Raw genomic sequence first — 25329 nt, 5'->3', positions numbered from 1 at the left:
AAAACTTTGCATTCACTTTCAACGCTGGAGTACCTAATGAAACTGAAACTGATGTTCGCCGCCGCGCTGATGTTGGCTCTTACCGGACTTGCCGGATGTCAGCAGCAGTCCGCAGAAAAGATTGCCATCGTCGACCCCGCTGAAGTCTTTCAGTCCTGCGATGCCTGTGTCGCCGGTGGGGACTACCTCCGCGGCATGGGGCAGCAGTTGCAGGGGCGTCTGGCCGAAATCCAGAAGCCCGCGGACGATTCCGCCGATGACGGCGCGCTGAAAAAAGCTCAGGAAGAGTTCATGCAGATGCAGGAACACATGAGTGGCGAACAGCGCCGCATCGTCGAAAAGCTTAATGAAGAATTCAGCGCCGTGCTGGACGAATACCGCGACAAGAATGGCATTAGCGTTGTTCTGAACAAGCAGCAGGCCCTGTCCTTTGGCAAGGATGCCGATATCACATCAGCAGTTGTGGAAGCCATGAACGCCCGCAACATCGATCTTGGCATTGTCAGCGAAACCGCTGAGCCCGCCGCCAAGGCCGAAGAAGCCGCTGACGACAACGCCGAGTCCGCCGAGTAGCCATAACCGGCCAAACTCGCCCTGTAGGCCCGCACGGTTCGCCGTGCGGGCTTTCTTGTGGGCTTTTCGCGGCATTGACACCTGCGGGCGCGGGTGCGAAATGAAGGGGATGGACCAACCTCGCCGCATCATTCTGCATGTGGATATGGACGCCTTCTTCGCCAGCGTGGAACAGGCTGACGACCCCAGCCTGAAGGGCAAGCCCGTTATCGTGGGCGGCTCGCACCGGGGCGTGGTGTCCGCCGCATCCTACGAAGCCCGCACCTATGGCGTGCACTCCGCCATGCCCATCGCCACCGCGCGCCGCCTGTGCCCGCATGGGGCCTATCAGCCCGTGCGCATGCGCCGCTACAAGGAGGTCTCCGCCGTGGTGATGGACATCCTGCGGACCGTATCCCCCCTTGTGGAGCAGGTGTCCGTGGATGAAGCGTATATTGACGCCACAGGGACGGAGCGCCTGTTTGGCGAGCCTGCCGCCCTTGCCGCCTACCTCAAGGCCGAGGTGCTCGCCGCCACGGGGCTGACCTGTTCCGTTGGCGTGGCCCCCAACAAATTTCTGGCGAAGATCGCTTCGGATATGGACAAGCCGAACGGCGTGTTCATCCTGCACGAGGATGACGTGGCCGCCTTTTTGGAAACACTTCCGGTGCGCAAAATTCCCGGCATTGGTCCCAAGTCGCAGGAGACACTGCGGCGCTACGGCGTCAGTGTGGCGGGGGACATTCTGAAGCGCCCGGCCACGTTTTGGGAGCAGCGCCTTGGGAGCATGGGCCGCAAGCTTTACGCCCGCGCCCTTGGCGAGGACGACAGCCCCGTGGTTCCCGAGCACGAGCCCAAGTCCTCCAGCGCCGAAAACACACTGGACGATGATACCTCGGACCTTGCGGTGCTGCGGCAGTGGCTGCTGGTGCAGGCCGAACGCGTGGGCGCGGACCTGCGAAAGCACGGCCTGCGTGGGCGCACCATCACCCTCAAGATCAAGTTCGACAACTTCACCAACCGCACCCGCAGCCGGACGCTGGACGACTGTATGGACTCCACGTCCCTCATCTACGAGACGGCGTGCGAACTCCTTGCGGCGGAGCGTTTGCCGCGCAAGGTACGCCTTATTGGCGTCGGCGTGTCCAACTTCCGTCAGCCCCAGCGCCAACTCAGCCTTTTTGAGATAGAATCCGCAGAGGCCGCCACGTCAGACCGTGCGCCGCGCCTTGACCGCGCGCTGGACGCCATACGCCAGCGCTTTGGCGGCGGCGCGGTGCTGCGCGGGGACGTGCTGGCCCTCAGGCATGACGCGGCGGATGCCCCAAGCGCAAGCCCCAATGCGTCACCAGACAATGCCGACAAGGAGACACTATGAGTAGACCCGCACGCGGCGCTGTCCGCATGGAATCCGACACCCTTGGCGAGGTGGCCGTCCCGGCCGAGGCGCTGTGGGGCGCGCAGACCCAGCGGGCCATCCAGAATTTTCCCGGCGGCGAGCCACTGCCCCGCACGCTCCTGCACGCGCTGTGCGCCATCAAGGGCGCGGCGGCTGAGGTGAATGCGGACCTTGACCTCATCCCCCGCGACGTTGCGGGATGGATTGCCACCGCCGCCGAAGAGGGCGAGCGGGGCGAGCTTGACGCGCAGTTCCCCCTTGGCGTCTGGCAAAGCGGCAGCGGCACGCAGACGAATATGAACGTCAACGAGGTGCTGGCCAACCGCGCGGCGCAGCTTGCCGGGGCCGAGATGGGCCGCAAGGATCCCGTGCACCCCAACGATCATGTGAACCGCTGCCAGTCCACCAACGATGTGTTCCCCGCCGCCATGCACGTGGCCGCGGTGGGTGTGTTGAGCGAACGCGTTGTTCCCGTGCTGGAGGAACTGTCCCGCACCCTCGCCGCCAAGGCCGCAGAGTGGGACGACGTAGTTAAGATTGGCCGCACCCATCTGATGGACGCCGTGCCCATGACCCTTGGGCAGGAGTTTTCCGGCTACGCGGCGCAGGTGCGCGCTGCGGCGGCGCGCCTTGAGGGGTGCCTGCCGGACCTGTTGGAACTGCCGCTGGGAGGAACAGCCGTCGGCACGGGACTCAGCGCGCATCCGGATTTTGCCCGGCGTGTCATTGAGCGCCTTGCCCGGTCGCAGGAGCACCCGTTTGTCCCTGCGCGCAGCCGCTTTGCGGGCATGGCCGCCCATGACGCCATGGTGGCGTGCTCCGGCGCGCTACGCGGGGCGGCGGGCGCGCTGTACAAGGTTGCCAACGACATCCGCTGGCTGGGCAGTGGGCCGTCCTGCGGCATAGGCGAATTGCTGCTGCCTGCCAATGAGCCGGGGTCCAGCATTATGCCCGGCAAGGTGAACCCCACCCAGTGCGAGGCTCTGACCATGGCCTGCGCGCAGGTGATGGGCCAGGACGGCGCAGTGGCCTTTGCCGGAACGCAGGGCAACTTTGAGCTGAACGTGTTTAAGCCGCTGATTGCGGACAACGTTCTGCGCAGTATGCAGACGCTGGCGGATGTGACCGAAGCCTTTTGCCGCGGCACGGTGACGGGACTGACCCCGCGCCGGGACCGCATAGCCGCCTTTGTGGAGCGCTCGCTGATGCTGGCCACGGCCCTTGCACCGAGTATTGGATATGACGCTGCGGCCCGTGTGGCGCACCATGCGTGGGAGCATGATGTAACGCTTCGGGAAGCCTGTATGGCTTTGGGGGTGATGACAGAGGAAGAGTTTGATACACTAGTGCAACCCCAACACATGACTGGCAGGATGGAGTAGAGACACAACGAGTTTTGTTGCGTGCGCAGTATTCGCATTGCTTCAATCGCAGAAAAGCGCTATGAGGCCTGTGCGGAGGGGTGTGCGTTCCCTCCGGTGTGAAATTGCAGTGCACAGAGGAGAACTCATGGCTCATACGCCACAGAGAATACAGTACATAGACGGCATCCGCTTTAAGCGGATACTTTGCGCCGCCGCCAAGAATCTTATCGACAAGCATCGTCACCTCGACGAGATCAATGTCTTCCCCGTGCCCGACGGGGATACCGGCTCCAATATGGCCGGGACCATGCGGTCCATCATCGACGGGGTGTCCCACTCTCTCGACCAATCCATCGACAAGATGAGCAAGATTATTGCCGAGTCCGCCCTGCTGGGCGCGCGCGGCAATTCCGGCGTCATCCTTGCGCAGTTTTTCTGCGGCTTTTCCGAAGGCGTGAAGGACCTGTGCCGCATCACCCCGCGCGAGTTTGCCGACGCCGCGGTCAAGGCCGCGGAGCGCGCCAAGGAGTCCATGTCCTCGCCCAAGGACGGCACGATTTTGACCGTCATCACGGACTGGGCCAACCACCTGCGGGACAATTGCGAAAAGTACGGTGATTTTCCCGAACTGCTGAACGACTCCCTGACGAACGCCCGCAAGTCCCTGACCGGGACCACCGAGCGCCTCGCCTCCCTGAAGGCGGCTGGCGTTGTGGACGCCGGAGCGCAGGGGTTTGTGTACCTGTTGGACGGCATTGTGGAGTTTGTGGAGCGCGGGCGGCTGGACACCAGCATTGAGCGCCAGATTCTGTCCAAGGGCGGCTCCAGCAGCGGGCAGGTGCAGGAACGTGTGGCCGTGGAGGACCTGACCTTCCGCTACTGCACGGAGTGTCTCATCAGCGGAACGGACATCGACCGCAACGCCCTGCGCGGCGAGCTGGCATCCCTTGGTGACAGTCTTATCGTGGCCGGCACATCGGAGACGGTGCGCGTGCACGTGCACACCAACGAGCCGGACGCCGTGTTCAAGATTGCCGCAACCTACGGCGAGATTTCCCGCGAAAAAGTGGACGACATGCTCCAGCAGCACCGCGACCTCGTGGCCAAGGCCAAGATGGAAGTGGGCATCGTCACCGATTCCTGCTGTGACCTGCCGCAGGAATTCCTGAACAAGTACGGCATCGGCATCGCCCCGCTGACGCTGAAGCTGGATGGGCAGGAGTATTTGGACAAGGTGGACATCAGCCCCGAGGAGTTCAACGACCGCCTCAAGGTTTCCACCTCCGCCAAGACCTCCCAGCCTGCGCCTGCGGAGTTCCGCAGTATTTATGATTCCATGCTTGACCAGTACCAGAATGTGGTAGCCGTGCATGTGACCGCCGGCAGCAGCGGCACCTATCAGGGCTCGCGCGCCATCGCGACCAATCTGGACAGCGAGCGCATTCAGGTGGTGGACGGCAACAACCTCACCGTAGGCCTTGGTCTTGTGGTGCGTGAGGCCGCCCTTGCCGCCAAGCGTGGTCTGTCCGCCGAGCAGGTGGCCGACGTTGCGCGCGACGCCGCCAAGCGCGTGCGTATTTTCGTCACGCTGGATACCCTCGACTTTGCCGTGCGCGGTGGCCGTGTGTCCAAGAGTCAGGGCGCTGTTGCCAAGACCCTGAACATCAAGCCCGTGCTGACCTTCTCCCCGGAGACGGGCAAGGCCGAAGTCATCGGCAAGGGCCTTGGCGAACGCCATGCCCGCCGCAAGCTGATGCAGGAAGTGCAAAAGGTCGCCAACGGCAAGCATAACCTGCGTTTTGCCGTGGCCCACGTTGCCGCTCCAGAAACCGCCAAATGCTACGGCGAGATGCTGTGGAGCACCTTCGGCGTTGAGCCGCTGTTCTCCATGGAGGCCTCTCCTGTGCTGGGCTGTTATTCCGGCCTTGGCGCGGCCGCCGTGGCTGTTCTGGGCGATTAGACGCCAGCGCCTCCTGATACAGACGACAAAGCGCCCCGGTCCTTGCGGACCGGGGCGCTTTTTTGCGTTTTCGGGCGGGCGGAACTTAGGCTTCCTTGAGGGCCTCGCAGATGTTTTGCGCGGCCTTTTTGCCGTCCTCAAAGTACATCAGCGCGTTGTCCGCCGCAAAGAGGGGGTTGGGTATCTTGGCAAAGCCCGGAGACAGGCTGCGCTTGATAACCACCACGGTGCGGCATTCGTCCACGTTGATGATGGGCATGCCTGCGATGGGGCTGGCCGGGTCGGTCTTGGCCAGCGGGTTGACCACGTCATTGGCGCCAAGGACGATGGCGACGTCAATCTGGCTCATTTCCGGGTTGATGGCGTCCATTTCGCGGAGTTTGTCGTAAGGCACTTCGGCCTCGGCCAGCAGCACGTTCATGTGGCCGGGCATGCGTCCGGCCACGGGGTGAATGGCAAACTCCACATCCGTGCCGCGCGCCTCAAGCAGGTTCATCAGGTCGCGGACCGCGTGCTGGGCCTGCGCCACGGCCATGCCGTAGCCGGGGACAATGGCAACGCGCTGGGCGCTGTCCAGAATCATGGCGATTTCGTCGCCGGAGGTCGCCTTCACGTTACCCGCGTAGATGTCGTCCTGCGTCTCGCCTTGCTGTTCCACCGGGCCAAGCGCGCCGCCAAACAGCACATTGGCCAGCGAGCGGTTCATAGCCTTGCACATGATTTTGGTGAGAATGATGCCCGACGCGCCGACAAGGGAGCCGGAGATAATGAGCATATTGTTTTGCAACACAAAGCCCGTGGCTGAGGCCGCAAGGCCGGAGTACGAGTTCAGGAGCGCGATGACCACGGGCATGTCCGCGCCGCCGATGGCGACGGTGAGCAGCACGCCAAGGATCGAGGCCGCGCCCACCATGGCCCAGTAGGCCATATGGTTCTCCGGCGAAACAGCCACCACCGCGCCAAGGCCGATGGCCGTGGCAAGGAGCAGCACGTTCACCACGCGCTGGCCGGGGAAGGAACAGGCGTTTTCCAGCATCAGGCGCTGGAGCTTGGAAAAGGCCACAAGGCTGCCCCAGAAGGTGACGCCGCCAATAATGCCCGACAGCGCCGTGGCGATGGACATTTGCAGGCTGGGTGATGCGCCGGCGCCTGTGGCCTGCACCAGCGCCGCTCCGGCCACCAGTACCGACGCGCCGCCGCCAAGGCCGTTGAATACGGCCACTAGCTGCGGCATGGCGGTCATCTCGATGCGGACGGCAAGCAGCACGCCAATGGCCGCGCCCACCACAATGCCCGCGAGGATGTATTCAAAGCTGAGGATTTGCGCATCAAAGAGCGTGACCACCACGGCCAGCAGCATGGCCAGCGCGGACATGATATTGCCCCGCACGGCGGTGCGGGGGTGGGTGAGGCCCTTGATGCCAAGGATGAACAGAACCGAGGCCAGCAGGTAGATGAGGTTGATGATGGAGAGCGTCATGCGGTTACCTCTTCTTCTGGAACATTGCGAGCATTCTGTGCGTGACGAGGAACCCGCCCACCACGTTGACCGTAGCAAAGACCAGCGCGGCAAATCCAAGCGCTGTCGCCAGTGTGGAATGCTGACTGCCGGAAGCAAGCAGCGCGCCCACAATGGTAATGCCGGAGATGGCATTGGTGCCGGACATCAGCGGCGTGTGCAGCGTTGGCGGAACCTTGGTGATAACCTCAAAGCCGACGAAGACCGCCAGCACAAAGATGCTAAGCCCGATAACGAAGGTATCCATATGCGGCCCCCTTAGTTGGCTGCGGTTTTGCTGATGGCGCTGGCGTCCTCATCGGGGAACAGGCGCTCCAGCACGGTTGGGTGGATGATGCGCCCGCCGTGCGTCACGGTGGTTCCGGCGATGACCTCGTCATCAAGGTCCACCTGCACCTGCCCGTCCTTGGTCATGGCGAGCAGCAGGGTGGTGATGTTTTTGCCGTACATCTGGCTGGCGTCGCGGGCCAGCGTGGCCGGAAGGTTGGTGGGGCCGAGGATGGTGACCCCGTGGTGGCGCACTGTGGTGTCGGCCTGCGTCAGCTCGCAGTTGCCGCCGGTTTGCGCGGCAAGGTCAATAATCACGGACCCCGCCTGCATGGACTCCACCATCTCGCGCGTGACGAGCATGGGCGCGGTTTTGCCGGGGATGGCCGCGGTGGTGATGACCACGTCGTTAGCCGCCACAACCCGCGCCATCAGCTCGCGCTGCTTGCGGTAGAAGTCGTCGCCAAGGGCTTTGGCGTAGCCGCCGGAGTCCTCGGCGTCGTCGGCGTCCAGCTCCATTTCAACAAATTTTGCCCCAAGGCTTTGCACCTGCTCCTTTACGGCGGGGCGGACGTCGTAGGCCTCCACCACCGCGCCAAGGCGCTTGGCCTGCGCAATGGCCATCAGCCCGGCCACACCAACGCCCACCACAAAGACGCGCGCCGGGGCAATGGTGCCTGCGGCCGTCATCATCATGGGGAACATTTTGGGGAGCGTATCCGCCGCCATGAGCACGGCCTTGTAGCCCGACAGCGTCGCCATGGACGACAGGGCGTCCATGCTCTGGGCGCGCGTGATGCGCGGGATAAGCTCCATAGACAGGAGCGTGGCCCCGGTTTCGGCAATGCGGCTGGTTTCATCGGCGGAGGTGAAGGGTTCGCTCAGGCCGATAATGCACTGCCCCTGCCGCAGCAGGGGAATGTCCTCGGCCCCGCGCTCTGGGTTGGCGCCGGGGGTGCGAACGCAAAGGATAACGTCGGCCTCGGCCATGAGGGCGGCCTTGTCTGCGACAATGCGCGCGCCTTTGGCCTCGTATTCTGTGTCGGGGAATCCGGCGGCGTCGCCGGCTCCCGCTTCCACAAGCACGCCGAGGCCCGCCTTCATAAGCGGGGCCAGCCCCGCCGGAGGCACGGCCACGCGCGCCTCGCCCGGATAGGTTTCCCTTGGAATAGCAACGTTCATGTGCTGCACGCTCCTTATGGACTAAAGACTCCTGGATGCAGTGCATCTGTAAAACATTTCATGAAAAATAACCACATGTTGCATGCGGTTTGTTTGGGGGAGCGTTGCATCGGGGAAAAGGGCGCGCAAAAGCTGCGCGATATGGGGGGATTACCCGGCGGCGTTGCGGGTGAAGGCGTCGGCCCATTCCAGCGCAGCGGTGTACGCTGTCGCCGCCGCATCTGGGGCTATGCCTAGTTCGGACAGGGTGGCGTCTATGGTGTCCCACGAGGCAAGCTCGTAGGCCGTGGCAAGGGTGAGCCAAATGGTGTTTGGCGTGTCGCGGCCCAGCAGGGCGTCCTTGAGGTCCTGTTCAAGGGGAAGCCGGCCCACAATGTCCTGCATGGGCATCTCAAGGATGGATTCCAGCATGGAGAACAGGCCGAGCAGGAACAGGCTGTCAGGCTCCGTGCCCGTTGGGCGCTCGCGCGCGAGGGTTTCAAAGAACTTGGCGCGCTTGAGGGCCGTGATGAGCAGTTCCTCGGTGCGCACGTCGGGGTTCAGGTCCGTGAAGACGATAATGCGCAGCCAGCGGCGAAGCTGCTTCCAGCCAAGGAGCACAACGGCCTGCTTGATGGTGTTGATTTTGTCGGGAAAGCTGAATGCTGCGGAATTGAGGTACGTGAGCAGTCGATAGCTGAGGGCCGCGTCGTTTTGGATGGTGTGGGCCAGCTCGTCAAAGTCGCCGGAGGGGTGCTCGATGATTTGCAGCAGGCGAAAGCGTGAAGCCTCGTGCGAGGTCATCTCGCGGCGGTCGAGATTCTCGGGGATGGCGAAGAAGGGGCCTTGGAAAAGGGAGCACCCGGCCTCGCGCGTTTCGGCAAGCTGAAAGCGGTCCTGAATGTGGCGGGCGATGACGTGTGCGCCGATGGTGTCGCTTTCTCCCGCTATTTCCTCCACTTGTTCCAGCGAGAGCAGTTCGGAGTTGACTAGCACATAGTCCGCCAGCGGCGCGGAGCTGTCCTGCATGGAGGAGTAGAAGTCAATCTCCACCGCCACCTTGTAGCCGCGCCGCCGCAGCAGGGTGAAGACCATTTCCATGTCGTTGCTGTGTTTTTGGTCGGGGACGATGATGATGGTTTTGTCCGGGGGCAGGGCGGAGAGCGCGTTTTGGCGGAAGTCGACGCAGATCATCTTTCCGGCTTCGCACAGGCTGGTGATGGTGGAGCGTGTGTCCGGGTCGGAGGGGCCCATGTCCACCAATGCGTCAAGCTCATGCCCCTGCGCGGTGCTAAAGAGCAATTCGTAGCCCCACACCGAATAATCGCTGGAGAAGATGGGCTGACGCGTGAAGTAGGTCGTCATCACCTCATTGGATGTGGGCGCGGGCTTGGACATGCATCCTCCACAGAGTGCGTTTTGACTATCGTTTTCAACATACAGCATATACATATTCCGGGGCAAGGAATTCACCAAAAGGGTGGAAAGTTGTTCAATTGCAACGGAATGTGGCGGCTGTAACCTGATTGTAACAAAAGATGTGTAGGTGTTGTCATAAGCTGTGAGAACTCCTCGTGAAACAGCATTGTGCACTGTGTGACGCGTGTGTGTGGCAACTGGCGCGCCTCGGTGGCGGGATTGGCCGTATGGCACGCGGGGAGGGGCTTGGCAGGAGGTGACGCGGTACGACTGTGAGTCTGCGTCTGTTCTATATTGCGCTATCAATAATGTGTGGCGCAACAAAGGCGTATGTCGCCAGCGACATGGAGGGTGGTGAAAAAACGGAAAAACGTTGTGGCAGAAGGGTCGACGCGGTATATGTAATACTAGGGAACAAACCACTTACAGGGGGAAGCGGTATGCTGCGCAAAGTGTCTATAGGGGTGCGCATAACCATCGTCATGTGTGTGATGGTGGTGTTCATTGTCGGAATTATACTGGCCTTTATGTATAATTCCACGAAGGTTCAGCAAATAAGCACGCAGGAAGTGCAAAACATCATGTTCCGGGGGCAGAAGACCAAAATCTCCGTGGCCGCAAATTCCTTGGCCCGGTCCTTTGGCGACACGCTCCAGGGCAAGTCTCCTGACGAAGCCGCCGCATTCATGCGTAAGGCGCTCAAAAACATCCGCTTCGAGGATGACGAATCCGGCTACTTTTTCGTGTACGAAGGCACGACAAACGTTGTGCATCCTACCCGCCCGGATTTTGAGGGGACGGAGCGCGGCGACTCGCGCGACCCCACCGGAAAGTATTACCTGAAAGAGCTGGCCCAGGCAGCAGACAAGGGCGGCGGCTATGTGCAGTATGTTTTTGACAAGCCCGGCGCTGGCGAGCAGCCGAAAATCAGTTACGCCACGCCTGTTCCCGGTACCCCGTACTGGATAGGTACCGGTGTGTACATCGACAATATCCAGCGTGAAAAAGAGCGCATTTCGGCAAACATTGATGACGTGGTGTCCAAGAACACGCGCTTTATCGTCATCATCATTGTCATCGGCCTCGGCGTGGGTATTCTTCCGGCGCTGTTCCTCATCATCCGGACTATCGTCCTGCCCATCAAGGCCGCGACCGACGCCGCCGCAGGCATTGCCAATGGCGAGTACGACGTAAATCTGGACGAGCGCGGCCGCGACGAGGCGGCCCAACTGAGCGAGGCCCTCAATTCCATGGCCGCAACCCTGCGCCAGAATATTGAGGAAATTACCCGCAAGACGCAGGAAGCTGAAGACAAGGCCCACGCCGCAGAGGTCGCCATGGGCGAGGCCGAAGAGGCCCGCAAGGAAGCCACCAGAGCCAAGGCCGAGGGGCTGTTGCAGGCGGCCATGAGTCTGGAGCAGGTGGTGACGCGCATCTCCGCCGCGTCCGAGGAAATCTCCGCACAGTCCGAGGATATCCGTCAGGGCGCGGATGTGCAGAAGGAGCGCATCCAAACGACGGCCACAGCCATGGAAGAAATGAACGCCACCGTGCTTGAAGTGGCGCAGAACGCCGGTTCCGCCGCGGAGCGCGGCGCAGAGGCGCGCGAAAAGGCCCAGCACGGCGCAGAGGTGGTCAACCAGTCTGTGGATGCCATGAACACCACCTACAAGCAGGCCGAGCAGCTCAAGGAAAATATGGCCCAGCTGGACGAGCAGGCGCAGGCCATCGGCAACATTATGAGCGTGATTACGGATATCGCGGACCAGACGAACCTGCTGGCGCTGAATGCAGCCATTGAGGCGGCGCGCGCTGGCGAGGCAGGCCGCGGGTTCGCCGTTGTTGCAGACGAGGTGCGCAAACTGGCTGAAAAGACCATGGGCGCCACCAAGGAAGTGGGCGACTCCATCGACGCCATCCAGCGGGTGGCCGAGGAGAACGTCAGCTCCATGGAGCGGGCGCTGACAGACCTTGAACAGGCCGTGGAGTACTCCAACCAGTCCGGTACGGTGCTGACAGAAATCGTGCAGGAGACGGAATCCTCCGCCGAGCAGATTCAGGGCATCGCCGCCGCTGCCGAAGAACAGTCCGCGGCGAGTGAGGAAATCAACCAGTCCATTGAAGAGGTCAACGTCATCACCGGAGAAACAGCCCAGCGTGTTGGTGAGACCGTTGAGGCCCTGCGCGAGCTTGCCGAACAGGCCGAGACCTTGAATACCCTTGTGGCGCAGCTAAAGGAAGAAGGACAGCGTAGCGACGACTAGCCGTTCCCCTTGAAGCGGTAGACGAAAGCGGGCCTTCTCCGGCAGGAGAAGGCCCGCATTTTTGTGGGGCTAGTTTTTGAAGAGCTTGAGGAACTTTTGGGCTTCGGCAAAGCCTGGCCGCAGGCTGAGGGCGCGGCGCAGGTGCTTTTCGGTGAGTTCGGCGTCCTCTGGCTCGCCGCGGGCGTAGTAGGCGCGGGCGATGTTAAAGTGCAGGTTCTCGTCGCCGTCGTTATAGTCCAGCGCCTTGGCGTAGTAGGCAATGGCTTCTTCGTGCAAGCCCTGCTTGCGCAGGCTGATGCCAAAGGTGTTGAACATGTGGCGCTGTTCTTCGTTGAAGGTCTCGTCCTTGCTGAGCAGGATGTCCAGCACCTGCTTGAGCTTTTGGGCTTCGCCGCTTTCGCTGTACACGGTGCCAAGGCCGAGGTTGGCCTCCACGTTTTCCTCATCAATCATCGTGGCCTTGAGGAATTCGCGTTCGGCTGGGCCAAAGAGGCGCTGGTCCAGATACTGCGCGCCAAGTTCCAGCTTTTTTTGCAGCGATTTCATCTGGGGCAGGGTGCGCTGCTCATAGAAGCCCGGCTCCGGGGTGAAGTCGCGCATAAAGTCGCCTTTGGAGACTTCATGCCGCATGCCGGAGGGGACGTTGTTTTCATTGAGGGGCTGCACTTCGTAGGTCTCGTCGCTGAGGCGACGGGCGTACCAGTAGGTGCTGGATGCTTTGTCGGACAGGGTCGTGCCGACGCCGGTTTTCCCGGCGGCGGCCTTGGAGTAGACGCCGAGGGTTCGTGGATACATTGCGCGGTACCTCCGCAGGTTCCAGTGAAGGACCAGTGTACCACGGATGGCGCGGTGATGGCGAGGCGGCGGGGCGAAAGCGGCTCAGGGCATGAAAAAAGCCCTCACCATGATGGTGAGGGCTGAATTCTCTGGCTCCCCGGGACGGACTTGAACCGCCAACCTAGTGATTAACAGTCACCCGCTCTGCCGATTGAGCCACCGGGGAATGCTGGACGGCGTTGCCCGCCGTCGAGAAAGGGATTTAAGGAGATTTGCTCCGCCCGTCAAGCGGAAAAAGCACTTTTTTTGTTTTCCCCCCGGATTTTTGAGCGGGCGGCGAGTGATGGGGCCAGGTGCCAAGGCGTTAAAACAACTGGCATACATCGCTGCGGGGAGTCAGAGGGGGGGCAAAGGCGCAGGGCGGCGCTCCTAGGCTGAGGGCAGGTTGCGGAACATAAAGTACGCGGCCCCAACCAGACACAGGCAAGCCCACAGGTAGTCCCAGTCCAACCGCTGCTTCATATAGAAGGTGCAGAATCCTGCGAAAACGGCCATCGAGATGATTTCTTGCAATACCTTAAGTTGGGGCAGGGTGAACATGCCGCTGCCGAGGCGGTTGGCCGGTACCTGCAGACAGTATTCAAAAAACGCGATGCCCCAGCTCAGAGCGATGACGATGAAGAGAGGTTTGGCTCGCATGTCTTTGAGGTGGCCATACCACGCGTAGGTCATGAATATATTGGAGAGGATGAGCAGGCCGATGGGCATAATTCGCATGGGCAGTCCTTCTCATGGTGTGCAAGGTGGAAGAGGGGGGCTGGGCGTTTTGGTCTGGGGCGCGCGGGATCGCATTGCACGCCAGTCACATAAAAAAAGCCCCCACCATGATGGTGAGGGCTGTACTCTCTGGCTCCCCGGGACGGACTTGAACCGCCAACCTAGTGATTAACAGTCACCCGCTCTGCCGATTGAGCCACCGGGGAATCTTGCGTGAACGGTTTTGCCGTCCGCGGATTGGGTTAATAGGGATTTCGCAAATGCCCGTCAAGAAGAAATTTCCAATTGCTGGCAAAAAAGTTTATGTGGGTGCTGGAAGGCGGCGCTGGTGGGCCTGTTCTTGACGCCGCGCCCCAATGCGAATACACCTCACGGGTTCTTTCACGATGAACGTCACGGTTTGGAGAGATTACCTTGAGTAAGAAAGGCAACCAGCCTCAGCAAAAGCAGATAAAGCTTCCCGTTAAGTCCCCGTTCGTTGAGCAGTTTCAGCCCATGCTCCGCGCTATGCAGGAGTCCGAAGAACTGAACGAAGTGCTCAAGAACCGCGTCGGCAAGGCCTGTACCCTCCTTGATGAGGGTCTTAGCCTGTTCCCGAATACATTTCGTAAGGACACCGACGTCGCATACATCAAAAAGAATTATGATGCCTACGACGGCGAAGCCTTGGAGGCGATGGAAGACGAGTTTGCCATAGCCGGCCGCATCGTCGCGCACCGCTCCTTCGGCAAAGTGACCTTCTTCCACCTGCAGGACGGCACCGACCGCATGCAGGTCTACGTTGCCCGCGACGAACTGGGCGCGGACGACTACAAGGTCTTTAAAAAATACGACCTTGGCGACATTGTCGGTGTGCGTGGCGGCCTGTTCCGCACCAAAACCGGCGAGCTGACCATCCTTGCGACATCCGTGGAACTGGTCACCAAGTCCATGCGTCCGCTTCCGGAAAAATACCATGGTCTCAAAGATGTGGAGACCCGCTACCGCCAGCGGTACGTGGACCTCATCGTTACCGAAAAGACCAAAAAGATTTTCGAGACGCGCTCCAAAGTCGTGCGTGCGTTCCGTAACTTCATGGATTCCAAAGGCTTCCTCGAAGTGGAAACGCCCATGCTGCAGCCCATTCCCGGCGGCGCAACGGCCAAACCCTTCGAGACGCACCACAATGCGCTGGATATGAAGCTCTACATGCGCATCGCGCCGGAGCTGTACCTTAAGCGCTTGCTCGTCGGCGGTTTCGAAAAGGTCTACGAGATCAACCGAAACTTCCGTAACGAGGGCATCTCCACCCGTCACAACCCCGAGTTCACCATGTGTGAGTTCTACTGGGCGTTTGCCAATTTTCATGACCTCATGGACCTGACGGAAGAGCTGTTCTCCTACGTGGCCGAAGAAGCCTGCGGTACCACCAAGGTTCCGTATCAGGGTGATATCATCGACCTGTCCCGTGGAGCATGGACGCGCCTGAGCTTCCATGAGTCCATTGAGAAGGTGGGCGGTGTTGGCCCTGAAATCTACAACGACTACGACGCCGCCGTCGCCCTTGTGAAAAAGGAAGGCGAAAAGGTTGTCGAAGGGGAAAAGCTGGGCAAGGTGCAGGCGAAGCTGTTTGACATCTTCGTTGAACCAAAGCTCATCCAGCCCCACTTCATCTACGGCTACCCCACGGAGATTTCTCCGCTGTCCCGCCGTAATGATGATGACCCCACCATCACCGACCGCTTTGAGCTGTTCATCACGGGCCGCGAGATGGGCAACGCCTTCTCCGAGCTGAACGACCCCGTGGACCAGCGCATGCGCTTTGAGGATCAGGTGGCGGAGAAGGAAGCTGGCGACGAGGAAGCCCACTTCATGGATACGGACTACGTCCGCGCTCTGGAGTACGGCATGCCCCCGGCGGCTGGTCAGGGTGTTGGCATTGACCGCTTGGTCATGCTGCTGACTGATTCTCCCAGCATCCGCGAGGTTATCCTCTTCCCGCTCCTGCGTCCGGAGGTCGGTTCCGGATCATGAGTTTTGAATCCTTCGTTGCCCTGAGGTACCTGCTTGCCCGTCGCGGGCAGGCATTCATCTCGGTCATCTCGGTCATTTCCATTCTTGGTGTGGCCCTTGGTGTGGCCGCCTTGATTGTGGTCCTTGGGGTGATGAACGGGATGAGCACCGATATGCGGGATAAAATCCTCGGCGTGAACGCCCACCTTGTGGTTGCCAGCGCTGAAGCAAAAATCCCGGACTACCAAACACTTGGCGCTAAGGTTGCCGAGGTGGAGGGCGTCACTGGTGTGACGCCCTTTGTGTACTATGAGGTTATGCTCAGTACCCGGCAGGGCGTGAAGGGCGCGGTGCTCCGTGGCATCGACCCGGACAGCGCGCGCGACGTGCTGACCCTCTCCCGCGACCTGAACCAAGGCTCCCTTGAGGACCTGCGCATTGGCGCGCGTCCCGGTCCCCCCGGCATTATTATCGGCTCCGAGCTTGCCGCGCGCCTGAGCGTGCGCAAGGGCAGCCTTGTGAATTTGCTCTCCCCGGCGGGCAAGCGCACTGCGGCGGGTTTTACCCCCACGGTGAAGGTGTTCCGCGTGGCGGGCGTGTTCAAGACCGGCATGTACGAGTACGACTCCTCGCTGGCGTACGTGGCCATTCCGGCCGCGCAGGACCTGCTGGGCCTGAAGGACGATGTGGTCAGCGGGCTGGAGCTTCGCGTCAGCGATGTGGACCGCGCCACGGAAATCGGCAAGGGCGTGCGAGAGGTTGTGGGCGGCTATCCGTTCTATGTCCGCTCCTGGCAGGAAATGAACGCCAACCTTTTCGCCGCGCTCAAGCTGGAGAAGGTGGGCATGTTCGTCATTTTGGTAATGATTGTGCTGGTCGGTTCGTTCTCCATTGTCACCACGCTGGTGATGCTGGTGATGGAAAAGACCCGCGATATTGCCATCTTGATGTCCATGGGCGCCACGCGTGAGAGCATCCGCCGCATATTTACCATGCAGGGGATGATTATCGGCGTGGCGGGGACGGTGCTCGGCTACGCGCTGGGGCTGACCCTGTGCTGGCTTTTGCAAAAGTACCAGTTCATTGAGTTGCCCAAGGGCATTTACTCCATGGACCACCTGCCCGTGCTGCTTGATTGGCTGGATATGACCCTCATTGGGGTGAGCGCGCTGACGCTGTGTTTCCTCGCAACGATCTACCCGGCGCGGCAGGCCGCGCGTTTGGTTCCCGCAGAGGCGTTGCGCTATGAATAATTTCCCGTTGTATGAATTGCGGGGTGTTGGTAAGGAGTTCTCCGGACCTGGCGAACGCGTCAGCGTGCTTCGCGGGGTGGACTTGTCCATCCAGTCCGGCGAGAGCCTTGCCATTGTGGGGGCTTCCGGCTCTGGCAAGTCCACGCTGCTGCAACTTCTTGGTACGCTCGACACGCCTTCGGCTGGCGAGATTTTTTTTCTTGGCAAGGACTTAAAGCGCCTTGGCGGACGCGACCGCGCCGCACTGCGCAACCGTGAGGTGGGATTTGTTTTTCAGTTCCACCACCTGCTGCCGGAGTTCACCACTCTGGAAAACGTAGCTATGCCGGGCATTATTTCCGGTATGGCGCGTGCGGAGGCGCTGGAAAGCGCACGGCAGGCCCTTGCCCTCTCCGGACTGACGGGGCGCGAAAGCCACCGCGTGACCACCCTCTCTGGCGGCGAACGCCAGCGGGCGGCCATTGCGCGGGCCATTCTGCTCCGGCCCAAAGTGCTCCTTGCCGACGAGCCCACGGGCAGTCTGGACGAGACCAATGGTGAAAACGTCGGCTCTCTGCTTCTCGACCTGAATGTTGAATTGGGAATGACGCTGGTTGTGGTGACGCATAATCACGACCTGGCTGGAAAAATGGAAAGACGGTTGGAACTGCGCTCCGGAGAATTGTATGAACAAGCTGATTGAGCGGATGCGGCTCATCTGCGCGTGCCTTGTGGCCTGCGCAACCATCGTTGGCATCTGCCCGGCTGCAAAAGCCGCCGATGCGTCCAAGGTCAAGGTGATCGTGCTGCCCTTTGAGGTGCGCGCCGATCAGGAACTTGATTACCTCAAGGACAGTCTGCCCGAACTGCTCAATGACAAGCTGAAAGCGTTCGGCTTCGAAGTGGTCGGGCATGATGATATGTACTCCCTGCTGGAGGAAAACGACATCGATTACCTCGATATCGCCTCCGCCAAGGACCTCGCGCTGCTTGCCGGCGCGAATTATGCCGTTTACGGCAGTTTCAACCAGGTCGGGGAAACCCTGAGTCTGGACGTTCGGCTGGTTGAGGCGTTTGGCCTCAAGCAGGCCAAGCCGCTCTTCGTGGTGAAGGAGGGCCTCATCAATGTGGTCCCCGCCATTGAAGACCTGGCCGAAAAGGTAAAGATGGAACTGCTGCGTAAGCAGAGCATCGCCGACATCAACGTCGAGGGCACGCGCATCCTTGAAAAGGACGTCGTGCTCATGCGCCTGCGCACCCGCAAGGGCGATATTTACGACCCCAAAGCCGTCAACGACGAGGTCAAGCGCATCTACGACCTCGGCTACTTCCGCGACGTGCAGGTCCGTATGGACGACCTTCCTGATGGCATCCGCCTCACCTTCGTGGTGGAGGAGCGCCCCCGCATTCAGGCCGTCAGCATTCTCGGCAACGAGGAGCTGGATACCGACGAGGTGCAGGAGCTCATGTCCACCAAGACCGGCGCGGTCCTGAACCCCAAGGTCCTGTCCGACGACCTCGGCAAGATTAAGGAAGAGTACCGTAAGGAAGGCTACTACAACGCCAAGGTCAGCTACAATCTGGAGCAGTCCGACGGTCAGGCCCGCCTGAACATCACCATCGACGAAGGCAATAAGCTTTACATCAAGGGCATCGCCATCGAAGGTGCGGAGCAGGTGGACGAGGACGACCTCAAGGACGAACTCGCTCTGGACGAACGCGGCATCTTCTCGTGGATTACGGGCAGCGGCGTGCTGAAGGAAGACCTGCTCACCCGCGACACCGCCGCCATTGAGGCCTACTACGGCAACCACGGCTTCATTGACGTGAAGGTCGGCCAGCCCGAGGTGGACTACCGCGAGGACGGCATCTACATCACCTTTAAGGTGGAAGAGGGCACCCGCTACAAGGTGGGCCACGTGGCCTTCACAGGCGACATCCTCGAAACCGAAGACACGCTGTCTAAGGTCATCGCCATCGACGACCTCGCCGAGGAAGATGAATTCTTCAGCCGCGCCGTCCTGCACAAGGACTCCCAGCGCCTGACCGAATATTACTCCAACTACGGCTACGCCTACGCCGAGGCCGATTACCGTCTCGCCCCGGACCGCGATACCGCCACCGTGGACGTGACCTTCGACCTCAAGAAGCGTGACAAGATTTACATCCGTCACGTCACCATCGAGGGCAACTCCAAGACCCGCGACAACGTCATCCGCCGCGAGATGCGACTCTCCGACGGCGACCTGTACAGCGGCTCCAAGCTGCGCCGCTCCGGCCAGCGCCTTGGCTACCTCGACTTCTTCGACAGCGCCGACATCGAGCCCGTGCCCACAGGCACCCCCGGCGAGATGGACCTCAAGGTCCGCGTGAAGGAGAAGAACACCGGACGCCTGTCCGCAGGTGTTGGCTACTCCAGCGCCGACGGCGGCTTCCTGACCGGTTCCATCGAAGAGCGCAACCTCTTCGGCAAGGGCTACTACACCGGCTTCACCGGCACCATTGGCGGCTCGGACTCCAGCTTTAAGGTGAGCTTCACCAACCCGCACGTCAATGACGGGCCGTGGTCCGCTGGTGGCGACCTGTACATGACCCGCGTGGACTGGGACGACTACGACAGGGACACCTTCGGCGGCCGCGTCCGCCTTGGCTACCCCCTTGGCGAATACACCAACTTCATCTGGAACTACCGCCTTGAGAATTACGATGTCAGCGACGTTGACGACGACGCCGCGTGGCAGATTCGCGAGGTGGAAGGCAACCACTGGCTCAGCTCCATGACCTTCGGCCTCAAGCGCCGGACCACCGACAAGCGCTTTGACCCGTCGAAGGGCTCCATTTCCAGTTTGTCTCTGGAATACGCCGGTGGCGTGCTCATGGGCGACGACGAGTTCGTGAAACTGGTGGGTGACCATAGCCAGTACATCCCGCTGTGGCTGGACACCACGTTCCACTTCCACGGCCGCATGGGCTACGCCTTCGAGAACGGCAGCGACGAGATTCCGGTCTTCGAGCGCTTCTACCTTGGTGGCATCAGCTCCGTGCGTGGCTACAAGTCCCGCCGCATTTCGCCCATCGACCCCGAAACGGGCGACCGCATCGGCGGCGACAAGATGGCCTTCGTGAACGTGGAATACATCTTCCCGCTGCTTGAAGACCTGGGCGTTAAGGGCCTTGTGTTCTTCGACGCAGGTAACGTATGGGATGATGACGAATCCATGGATCTGGATTGGAAGAAGAGCGTTGGTGGCGGCATCCGCTGGTACTCCGCCTTCGGTCCTCTGCGCCTTGAATACGGGTACGCGCTTGACGATGTTCCCGACCAGGGTGGCAAGGGCAAGCTTGAATTCTCCATGGGCCAGTTCTTCTAGGCAAAACGGTAAACCCGCGCCCCGAGGCCCGGCGTCGTGTGACACCGTGCCCGGGGCGCTTTTTTCGGTGTGAAATCGAAAACAACTTTCTCCCTAAAGGAGTCGAATCATGCGTAAGATGCTTCTCGCCATTGTCGCCGTCATGCTGCTTGCCCCCACCGCCGCGTGGGCACAGGGCAAAGTTGCCGTGGTGAACATGCCCCACATCATTAAAAACTGCGAACCCGGCCAGAAGGCTCTGGGCTCCCTGCAGAACAAGTTCAAGGGTGTGAAGGACGAGCTGGACAAGCAGAAGAAAGACATCGAGCAGATGCGCAGCGAGATGCAGAAGCAGAGCCTTGTGCTGTCTCAGGAAGCCAAGATGGACAAGGAAATCGAGTTCAAGCGCAAGGTGCGCGACTTCCAGGACGCCCTGCGCAACTACCAGCGCAAGATTAAGACCGAGGAAGAGCGCCTTTCCCAGCCCATCATCGACACCATCTTCAAGGTCATGGAAGACTACGGCAAGAAGCACGGCTACTCCATGATTCTCGACGGCAAGGCTGCCGGTGTGCTCTACGTGGACGACGCCAGCAACATCACCAACAAGATCATTGTTGAAGTGAACAAGGCTTCCCGCAAGTAGAATAAACAGGACGCATCATGGAATTCACCCTTTCGGAACTCGCCTCCAAGCTGGGGCTGACCCTGCGCGGCGAGGACTGCACCGTCTCTGGTGTCGGCACCCTCGAATCCGCAGGGCCGAACGACGTGACCTTCCTTGCCGATGTCAAATACGCAGAACTTCTGGAGACCACGGCCGCAGCAGCGGTCGTGGTCTCTGAAGACTTTGCGGGCAAGGTCGGGCGCGCTCTGGTCAGCGCCAACCCGTACATGGATTTCGCGCGTTTGCTTATGCTCTTCACGCCGCCGCAGGGCTGCCTGGAAGGGCAGGGCGTCAGCGAGATGGCCTATGTCCACCCCGATGCCGACGTGCACCCCGATGCCGACGTCTATCCCTTCGCCTTTGTGGCGGCGGGGGCGAAGGTTGGGGCGCGTACGCGCCTGTTCCCAAGCTGCTATGTGGGCGAGGGCTGCGTCATTGGCGAGGACTGCACCGTGTACCCCAGCGCCACCCTGATGGCCGGCTCGGTCCTTGGCGACCGCGTTATGGTGCATCCGGGCGCCGTGCTGGGCAGCGACGGTTTTGGCTACGTCCCAACGGAGGACGGCCGCCAGAAGATTCCGCAGGTTGGCCGCGTGGCGGTGGAGGACGATGTGGAAATCGGCGCCAACACCACCATAGACCGCGCTATGCTCGACACCACGCGCCTTGGCCGTGGCACCAAGGTGGACAATCTCGTGCAGATTGCCCACAACTGTGATTTGGATGAGCACTGCACCATCGTGTCGCAGGTGGGCATTGCGGGCAGCACCAAGGTGGGCCGCAATGTCATCATGGCCGGACAGGCGGGCATTGCAGACCATGTGACCATCGGCAACGATGTTGTGGTTGGCCCCCAGTGCGGTGTGCGTACGGACATTCCGGAAGGCAAACGCATGGGCGGGCATCCGGCCATGGAATATGGAACATACATGCGCAACATGTCGCTGGCACCGAAGATGCCGGACCTGTTCAAGCGCGTGAAGAAATTGGAGAAGGAACTGGCAGCGCTCAAGGCAGCCTGTCAGGGAGGCACCGATGAGTAATCTTGACCTGAACAGCGTGGACATTCAGGGCATCCTGAAAATGCTCCCGCACAGATATCCCTTTTTGATGGTGGACCGCATCACGGACTTCACCCCCGGCGAAACCATCTCCGCCTACAAGAACGTCAGCTTTAACGAGCCGTTCTTTCAGGGGCACTTCCCCGAGCTTCCCGTCATGCCCGGCGTGCTCATTTGCGAGAGCCTCGCGCAGGCTGGCGGTCTGCTTGTGCACCTGTCCGACTCCCTGAACCAAAAGGACACCTCCGACGGCGTCTTTATGTTCACGGGCATGGACAAGGTCCGCTTCCGCCGCCCCGTGCGCCCAGGCGACAGGTTGGAACTGCGCGTCACCGACGTGCGCCGCAAGATGCATCTGGTCAAGATGACCGGTACCGCGCTGGTTGATGGCGAAGTGGCCTGTCAGGGTCAGATGAGCGCCGCGCTGGTCAAGAGGGAGGACATCTAGTGCCCACCGAGATTCATCCTTCCGCTGTGGTCGACCCGAGCGCGCAGCTCGGCGAAAATGTTGTCGTCGGCCCCTACGCCATCATCGAAAAGAACACCGTCATCGGCGACAACACCCACATCGACGCCTTTGCCCAGATTAAAAGCTACACCACCCTTGGCCGCGACAATCAGGTGCACTCCAATGCCCTGCTTGGCGGCGACCCGCAGGACATCAAGTTCAAGGGCGCAGATACCAAGCTGGTGGTGGGCGACGGCAATATCATCCGCGAATTTGTCACCATCCACCGCGGCACTCCCGAAGGCCGCGGCGAGACGCACATCGGCTCCAAGTGCATGATTATGGCCTACGCCCACGTCGCGCACGACTGCACCCTCAGCGACCACGCCATCCTCACCAACTGTGTGATGCTGGCGGGCCACGTTGAGCTTGGCCTGCACTCTGTTGTGGGCGGCATGTGCGGCGTGCATCAGTTCAGCCGCATTGGCGACTACGCCTTTGTCGGCGGCATGACCGGTGTGACCATGGACGTGCCCCCGTACTGCATGGCTGCCGGAACGCGCGGCTCCCTGCGCGGACTCAACACCATCGGCCTGCGCCGTGCGGGTATGAACCGCGACGTCATCCGCGCCCTCAAGCACGCCTATACGCTTATCTTCCGCTCCGAGCACACGCGTCAGGAAGCGCTGGAGATGCTGGCCGCCGAGGAAAGCGAGATTCCGCAGGTGCAGCACTTTGTGGAGTTTATCCGCTCCAGCGAGCGCGGCTGTTTGTCCGACGTTGGCAAGAACTGCAAGCACGGAGACTAGCGGACGCCCATGACCACTGAAACCATCGGCATCATCGCCGGCGGAGGCCAGTTCCCGTTCCTTGTGGCGCAGGGCGCACGCGAGGCCGGGCTGCGGGTCGCCGCCGTCGGCTTCTCCGGGCATACGGACATGTCCCTTGCCGAGAAGACCGATGCGTTCCGCGAGCTTCATATCGGGCAGCTTGCCAAGCTCCTTGCCTTCTTCCACGACAAAGGCGTCACCCGCGTGGTGCTCGCCGGTGCCATCAACAAGCCCAAGGCCCTGCAAATCCGCCCGGATTTCAAGGCCGTGAAGCTGCTCTTCAAGCTCAAGACCAAGGGCGACGACGCCATCCTGACCACCGTTGCCGCGGAGCTTGAGGCCGAAGGGCTGCACGTGGTTTCCGCCCTGTCGCTGGTGCCGAATATCGGCACCCCAGCAGGTGTGCTCACCCGTACCGCGCTCCCGCAGGAGGTGCTGGACGACCTGCGCTATGGCTGGCCCAAGGCCAAGAGCATCGGCAGCATGGACATCGGCCAGTCCCTTGTGGTGAAAAGCGGTATGGTTGTGGCCGTGGAAGGCCCGGAGGGCACAGACGCCACCCTGCGCCGCGCCGGGGAACTGGCGGGCGAGGGATGCGTGTTGGTGAAGGTCTACAAGCCCGGACAGGACGACCGCATTGACCTGCCGGCGGCGGGTCTGCAAACGGTGCGCACCATGATAGACATCGGCGGCGCCTGTATCGGCATAGAGGCAGGCAAAAGCCTGTTCTTTGACCTTGAGGAAGCCATTGCCCTTGCCGATGCCCATGGCATCAGCATCGTGGGGCTGACTCCGGAAGAAATGGAGCGCGCCTAGCTTTTGCGACGCAGCAGTATCAGCACAGGGCCGGAAGGGGCGAATCGTTTGCATTCGCCATTTCCGGCCCTTTTTGCGCGCGGGAGGCGGGGCTAGTAGGTCTTGCCTGCAATGCTCAGGCCGTGCATGGGCAGGATGGTGCCCTCCATGGCGCCGACTTTCTGGGCGGTGTCGTAGGCAAGGAAGGCGTCACAGTGCACGCCGGGGCAGACGACCTTGCCGTTTTGCTGAAAGTTCTTTTCGTTACAGCAGAATCCGGGCACGATGACGGGGCCGTCCGCCGTGTCGATGGTGACGGTCTGGATGCCGGGAGTATGTCCGGGCGTCAGTTCCACCCGGATGCCGGGACGCACCTCGGCCGTCCCGTCGACGGTGGTGAACTGGACATCCTCGATAAAGTAGGTGTCGTAGCGGTGGTCCAGCGGATGCGGGTGACGGCAGAAGTCCAGCTCCTTCTGCTGGACGATGTGCTGGGCCTTGGTGAACAGGCCGTTATTGCCGCAGTGGTCGTCGTGCAGATGGGTGTTGATGACGAGGGAGATATCGTCCGGCGTCAGGCCGTGGTCTTCCAGACATTCGGTGATGGTTTTGACCTCAAGGCCGGTTTCCTCGGCAAAGCCGCGCGGGATGATGACTTCGTCTTCATCAAGGCCGGTGTCGATGAGAATGTTGACGCCGTCGCCGCGGACAAGAAAGGCGTAGATGGGCAGCCAGATGGGCTTTCCGTAGCCTTGCTGGTAGGTCATGATGCCTTGGTCCGGGTTGCGGACGCCGGTGAGCAGGGGAGTGATGGTATACGTCATGCGATCTCCGGTGGGTTGAAGCTGGCGCGTCAGTCGGCGAGGGGGGATGGTTGGCCGAAGTGGCCGCCAAAGGCCATCTCCGAAAGCGGCTTTCGCGTGCGCGGGGTGAGTTCTGTTTCGCGCAGGTCCGGGGGCAGAATGTCCGGTGAACCGGGCGTGCCAAGGGCGATGGCGGCCACCGGGGCGTATTCGTCGGGGATGGAAAAGGCCGAGCGGGCTTTATCCACCGAGAATCCGGCCATCTGATGTACGCTGAGGCCCATGGCCATGCCCTGCTGGATAAGCTGCGAAACGGCCAGCCCCACGTCATGGACGGCGTGCCTGTTGGACTTGCCGTTGTGGGAAAAGACCGTGTGCGCCACGGACAGGAGCAGCACAGGGGCGGACCCGGCCCAGAGTTGATTCTTGGGCATAAGGCAGTCGAGCAAGCGGGCGTGATCGTCGTTGCCCTTTCTGGTAACGACGAAGGACCATGGCTGCTCATTGAAGCACGAGGGCGCCCAGCGGGCGGCCTCCAGCAGCATACGCAACTGCTCGTCAGTGACGGGGACTGTCTCGTCAAAGGCGCGGGGGCTCCAGCGCTGCGCCAAATTTGCAATGATGTCCGGACCCGCGTTGGTTCGCTCTGCACTCATGGCATGTCCTCCTTGTCCATGTGGCTGACACGGGAA

At 61.1% G+C, this 25329-nt stretch carries 22 protein-coding genes and 2 tRNA genes; 14 read left to right on the top strand and 10 right to left on the bottom strand.

Annotation, left to right across the window (positions count from 1 at the left end; genetic code table 11):
* The first annotated feature begins 36 nt into the window (after nucleotides 1-36).
* The 4 genes from ACI3L3_RS01170 to ACI3L3_RS01155 all read left to right on the top strand — a co-directional run bounded on the left by ACI3L3_RS01170 (nucleotide 37) and on the right by ACI3L3_RS01155 (nucleotide 5275).
* Nucleotides 37-573 carry an OmpH family outer membrane protein gene (locus tag ACI3L3_RS01170; RefSeq protein WP_404843254.1) on the top strand — a complete coding sequence of 179 codons (537 nt, stop codon included), beginning with the start codon at nucleotides 37-39 and terminating at the stop codon, nucleotides 571-573.
* 109 nt (nucleotides 574-682) lie between these two features.
* Nucleotides 683-1930: a DNA polymerase IV gene (locus ACI3L3_RS01165; protein ID WP_404843253.1), complete on the top strand. Its 1248-nt coding sequence runs from the start codon at nucleotides 683-685 to the stop codon at nucleotides 1928-1930.
* The gene (locus tag ACI3L3_RS01160; protein WP_404843252.1) at nucleotides 1927-3333 is read left to right on the top strand and encodes a class II fumarate hydratase; all 1407 of its coding nucleotides are present in this window, start codon (nucleotides 1927-1929) and stop codon (nucleotides 3331-3333) included. Before ACI3L3_RS01165 ends, ACI3L3_RS01160 begins: the two co-directional genes overlap by 4 nt.
* Before the next feature lie 127 nt (nucleotides 3334-3460).
* Complete coding sequence (locus ACI3L3_RS01155) at nucleotides 3461-5275, top strand: DegV family protein (RefSeq protein WP_404843251.1); 1815 nt, start codon at nucleotides 3461-3463, stop codon at nucleotides 5273-5275.
* 85 nt (nucleotides 5276-5360) lie between these two features.
* On the opposite strand, the gene ACI3L3_RS01150 is transcribed toward ACI3L3_RS01155, so the two are convergent.
* The 4 genes from ACI3L3_RS01150 to ACI3L3_RS01135 form a co-directional block, all read right to left on the bottom strand.
* Nucleotides 5361-6755 carry an NAD(P)(+) transhydrogenase (Re/Si-specific) subunit beta gene (locus tag ACI3L3_RS01150; RefSeq protein ID WP_404843250.1) on the bottom strand — a complete coding sequence of 465 codons (1395 nt, stop codon included), beginning with the start codon at nucleotides 6753-6755 and terminating at the stop codon, nucleotides 5361-5363.
* Nucleotides 6756-6759: 4 nt separating this feature from the next.
* Nucleotides 6760-7041 carry an NAD(P) transhydrogenase subunit alpha gene (locus ACI3L3_RS01145; RefSeq protein WP_404843249.1) on the bottom strand — a complete coding sequence of 94 codons (282 nt, stop codon included), beginning with the start codon at nucleotides 7039-7041 and terminating at the stop codon, nucleotides 6760-6762.
* Between the two features lie 11 nt (nucleotides 7042-7052).
* Entirely contained in the window at nucleotides 7053-8243 is a 1191-nt protein-coding gene (locus tag ACI3L3_RS01140; protein ID WP_404843248.1) for a Re/Si-specific NAD(P)(+) transhydrogenase subunit alpha, read from the bottom strand.
* Nucleotides 8244-8393: 150 nt separating this feature from the next.
* Nucleotides 8394-9620: an EAL and HDOD domain-containing protein gene (locus ACI3L3_RS01135; RefSeq protein ID WP_404843247.1), complete on the bottom strand. Its 1227-nt coding sequence runs from the start codon at nucleotides 9618-9620 to the stop codon at nucleotides 8394-8396.
* A 461-nt stretch (nucleotides 9621-10081) separates the two neighbouring features.
* Here ACI3L3_RS01135 and ACI3L3_RS01130 point away from each other — a divergent pair, with 461 nt between their 5' ends.
* Nucleotides 10082-11905: a methyl-accepting chemotaxis protein gene (locus ACI3L3_RS01130; RefSeq protein WP_404843246.1), complete on the top strand. Its 1824-nt coding sequence runs from the start codon at nucleotides 10082-10084 to the stop codon at nucleotides 11903-11905.
* Nucleotides 11906-11974: 69 nt separating this feature from the next.
* On the opposite strand, the gene ACI3L3_RS01125 is transcribed toward ACI3L3_RS01130, so the two are convergent.
* The 4 genes from ACI3L3_RS01125 to ACI3L3_RS01110 form a co-directional block, all read right to left on the bottom strand.
* Nucleotides 11975-12700 carry a tetratricopeptide repeat protein gene (locus ACI3L3_RS01125; protein WP_404843245.1) on the bottom strand — a complete coding sequence of 242 codons (726 nt, stop codon included), beginning with the start codon at nucleotides 12698-12700 and terminating at the stop codon, nucleotides 11975-11977.
* 132 nt (nucleotides 12701-12832) lie between these two features.
* Nucleotides 12833-12908 (bottom strand) — tRNA-Asn (locus ACI3L3_RS01120).
* 203 nt (nucleotides 12909-13111) lie between these two features.
* The gene (locus tag ACI3L3_RS01115) at nucleotides 13112-13459 is read right to left on the bottom strand and encodes a DMT family protein (RefSeq protein WP_404843244.1); all 348 of its coding nucleotides are present in this window, start codon (nucleotides 13457-13459) and stop codon (nucleotides 13112-13114) included.
* Between the two features lie 130 nt (nucleotides 13460-13589).
* Nucleotides 13590-13665 (bottom strand) — tRNA-Asn (locus tag ACI3L3_RS01110).
* Between the two features lie 289 nt (nucleotides 13666-13954).
* Here ACI3L3_RS01110 and lysS point away from each other — a divergent pair.
* The 9 genes from lysS to ACI3L3_RS01065 all read left to right on the top strand — a co-directional run bounded on the left by lysS (nucleotide 13955) and on the right by ACI3L3_RS01065 (nucleotide 23855).
* Nucleotides 13955-15472, top strand: coding sequence for a lysine--tRNA ligase (gene lysS / locus ACI3L3_RS01105; protein WP_404844105.1), 1518 nt, complete (start codon nucleotides 13955-13957; stop codon nucleotides 15470-15472).
* Nucleotides 15469-16704: a lipoprotein-releasing ABC transporter permease subunit gene (locus ACI3L3_RS01100; RefSeq protein WP_404843243.1), complete on the top strand. Its 1236-nt coding sequence runs from the start codon at nucleotides 15469-15471 to the stop codon at nucleotides 16702-16704. The genes lysS and ACI3L3_RS01100 overlap by 4 nt, the downstream gene beginning before the upstream one ends.
* Nucleotides 16697-17386 (top strand): ABC transporter ATP-binding protein, encoded by a 690-nt coding sequence (locus ACI3L3_RS01095; protein WP_404843242.1) that lies wholly within the window; start codon nucleotides 16697-16699, stop codon nucleotides 17384-17386. The genes ACI3L3_RS01100 and ACI3L3_RS01095 overlap by 8 nt, the downstream gene beginning before the upstream one ends.
* Entirely contained in the window at nucleotides 17370-20054 is a 2685-nt protein-coding gene (bamA, locus tag ACI3L3_RS01090) for an outer membrane protein assembly factor BamA (RefSeq protein ID WP_404843241.1), read from the top strand. The genes ACI3L3_RS01095 and bamA overlap by 17 nt, the downstream gene beginning before the upstream one ends.
* Before the next feature lie 109 nt (nucleotides 20055-20163).
* Entirely contained in the window at nucleotides 20164-20679 is a 516-nt protein-coding gene (locus ACI3L3_RS01085; protein ID WP_404843240.1) for an OmpH family outer membrane protein, read from the top strand.
* Between the two features lie 17 nt (nucleotides 20680-20696).
* Nucleotides 20697-21743 (top strand): UDP-3-O-(3-hydroxymyristoyl)glucosamine N-acyltransferase, encoded by a 1047-nt coding sequence (gene lpxD, locus ACI3L3_RS01080; RefSeq protein ID WP_404843239.1) that lies wholly within the window; start codon nucleotides 20697-20699, stop codon nucleotides 21741-21743.
* Nucleotides 21736-22209 (top strand): 3-hydroxyacyl-ACP dehydratase FabZ, encoded by a 474-nt coding sequence (fabZ, locus tag ACI3L3_RS01075; protein ID WP_404843238.1) that lies wholly within the window; start codon nucleotides 21736-21738, stop codon nucleotides 22207-22209. Before lpxD ends, fabZ begins: the two co-directional genes overlap by 8 nt.
* The gene (gene lpxA, locus ACI3L3_RS01070; RefSeq protein WP_404843237.1) at nucleotides 22209-23018 is read left to right on the top strand and encodes an acyl-ACP--UDP-N-acetylglucosamine O-acyltransferase; all 810 of its coding nucleotides are present in this window, start codon (nucleotides 22209-22211) and stop codon (nucleotides 23016-23018) included. Before fabZ ends, lpxA begins: the two co-directional genes overlap by 1 nt.
* Nucleotides 23019-23027: 9 nt before the next feature.
* Nucleotides 23028-23855, top strand: coding sequence for an LpxI family protein (locus tag ACI3L3_RS01065; protein ID WP_404843236.1), 828 nt, complete (start codon nucleotides 23028-23030; stop codon nucleotides 23853-23855).
* Between the two features lie 92 nt (nucleotides 23856-23947).
* Here ACI3L3_RS01065 and ACI3L3_RS01060 read toward each other — a convergent pair whose 3' ends face one another.
* On the bottom strand, nucleotides 23948-24658 hold the full coding sequence (locus tag ACI3L3_RS01060) for an N-acyl homoserine lactonase family protein (protein ID WP_404843235.1): 711 nt from the start codon (nucleotides 24656-24658) through the stop codon (nucleotides 23948-23950).
* A gap of 29 nt (nucleotides 24659-24687) precedes the next feature.
* Entirely contained in the window at nucleotides 24688-25293 is a 606-nt protein-coding gene (locus tag ACI3L3_RS01055) for a nitroreductase family protein (RefSeq protein WP_404843234.1), read from the bottom strand.
* Between the last annotated feature and the right edge of the window lie 36 nt (nucleotides 25294-25329).

The sequence above is a fragment of the Desulfobaculum sp. SPO524 genome (genome assembly GCF_044987625.1).
Classification (GTDB): Bacteria; Desulfobacterota; Desulfovibrionia; order Desulfovibrionales; family Desulfovibrionaceae; genus Desulfobaculum.
Note: the sequence above shows the minus strand (reverse complement) of the source record. Positions and strands in the feature narration are given on the sequence as shown.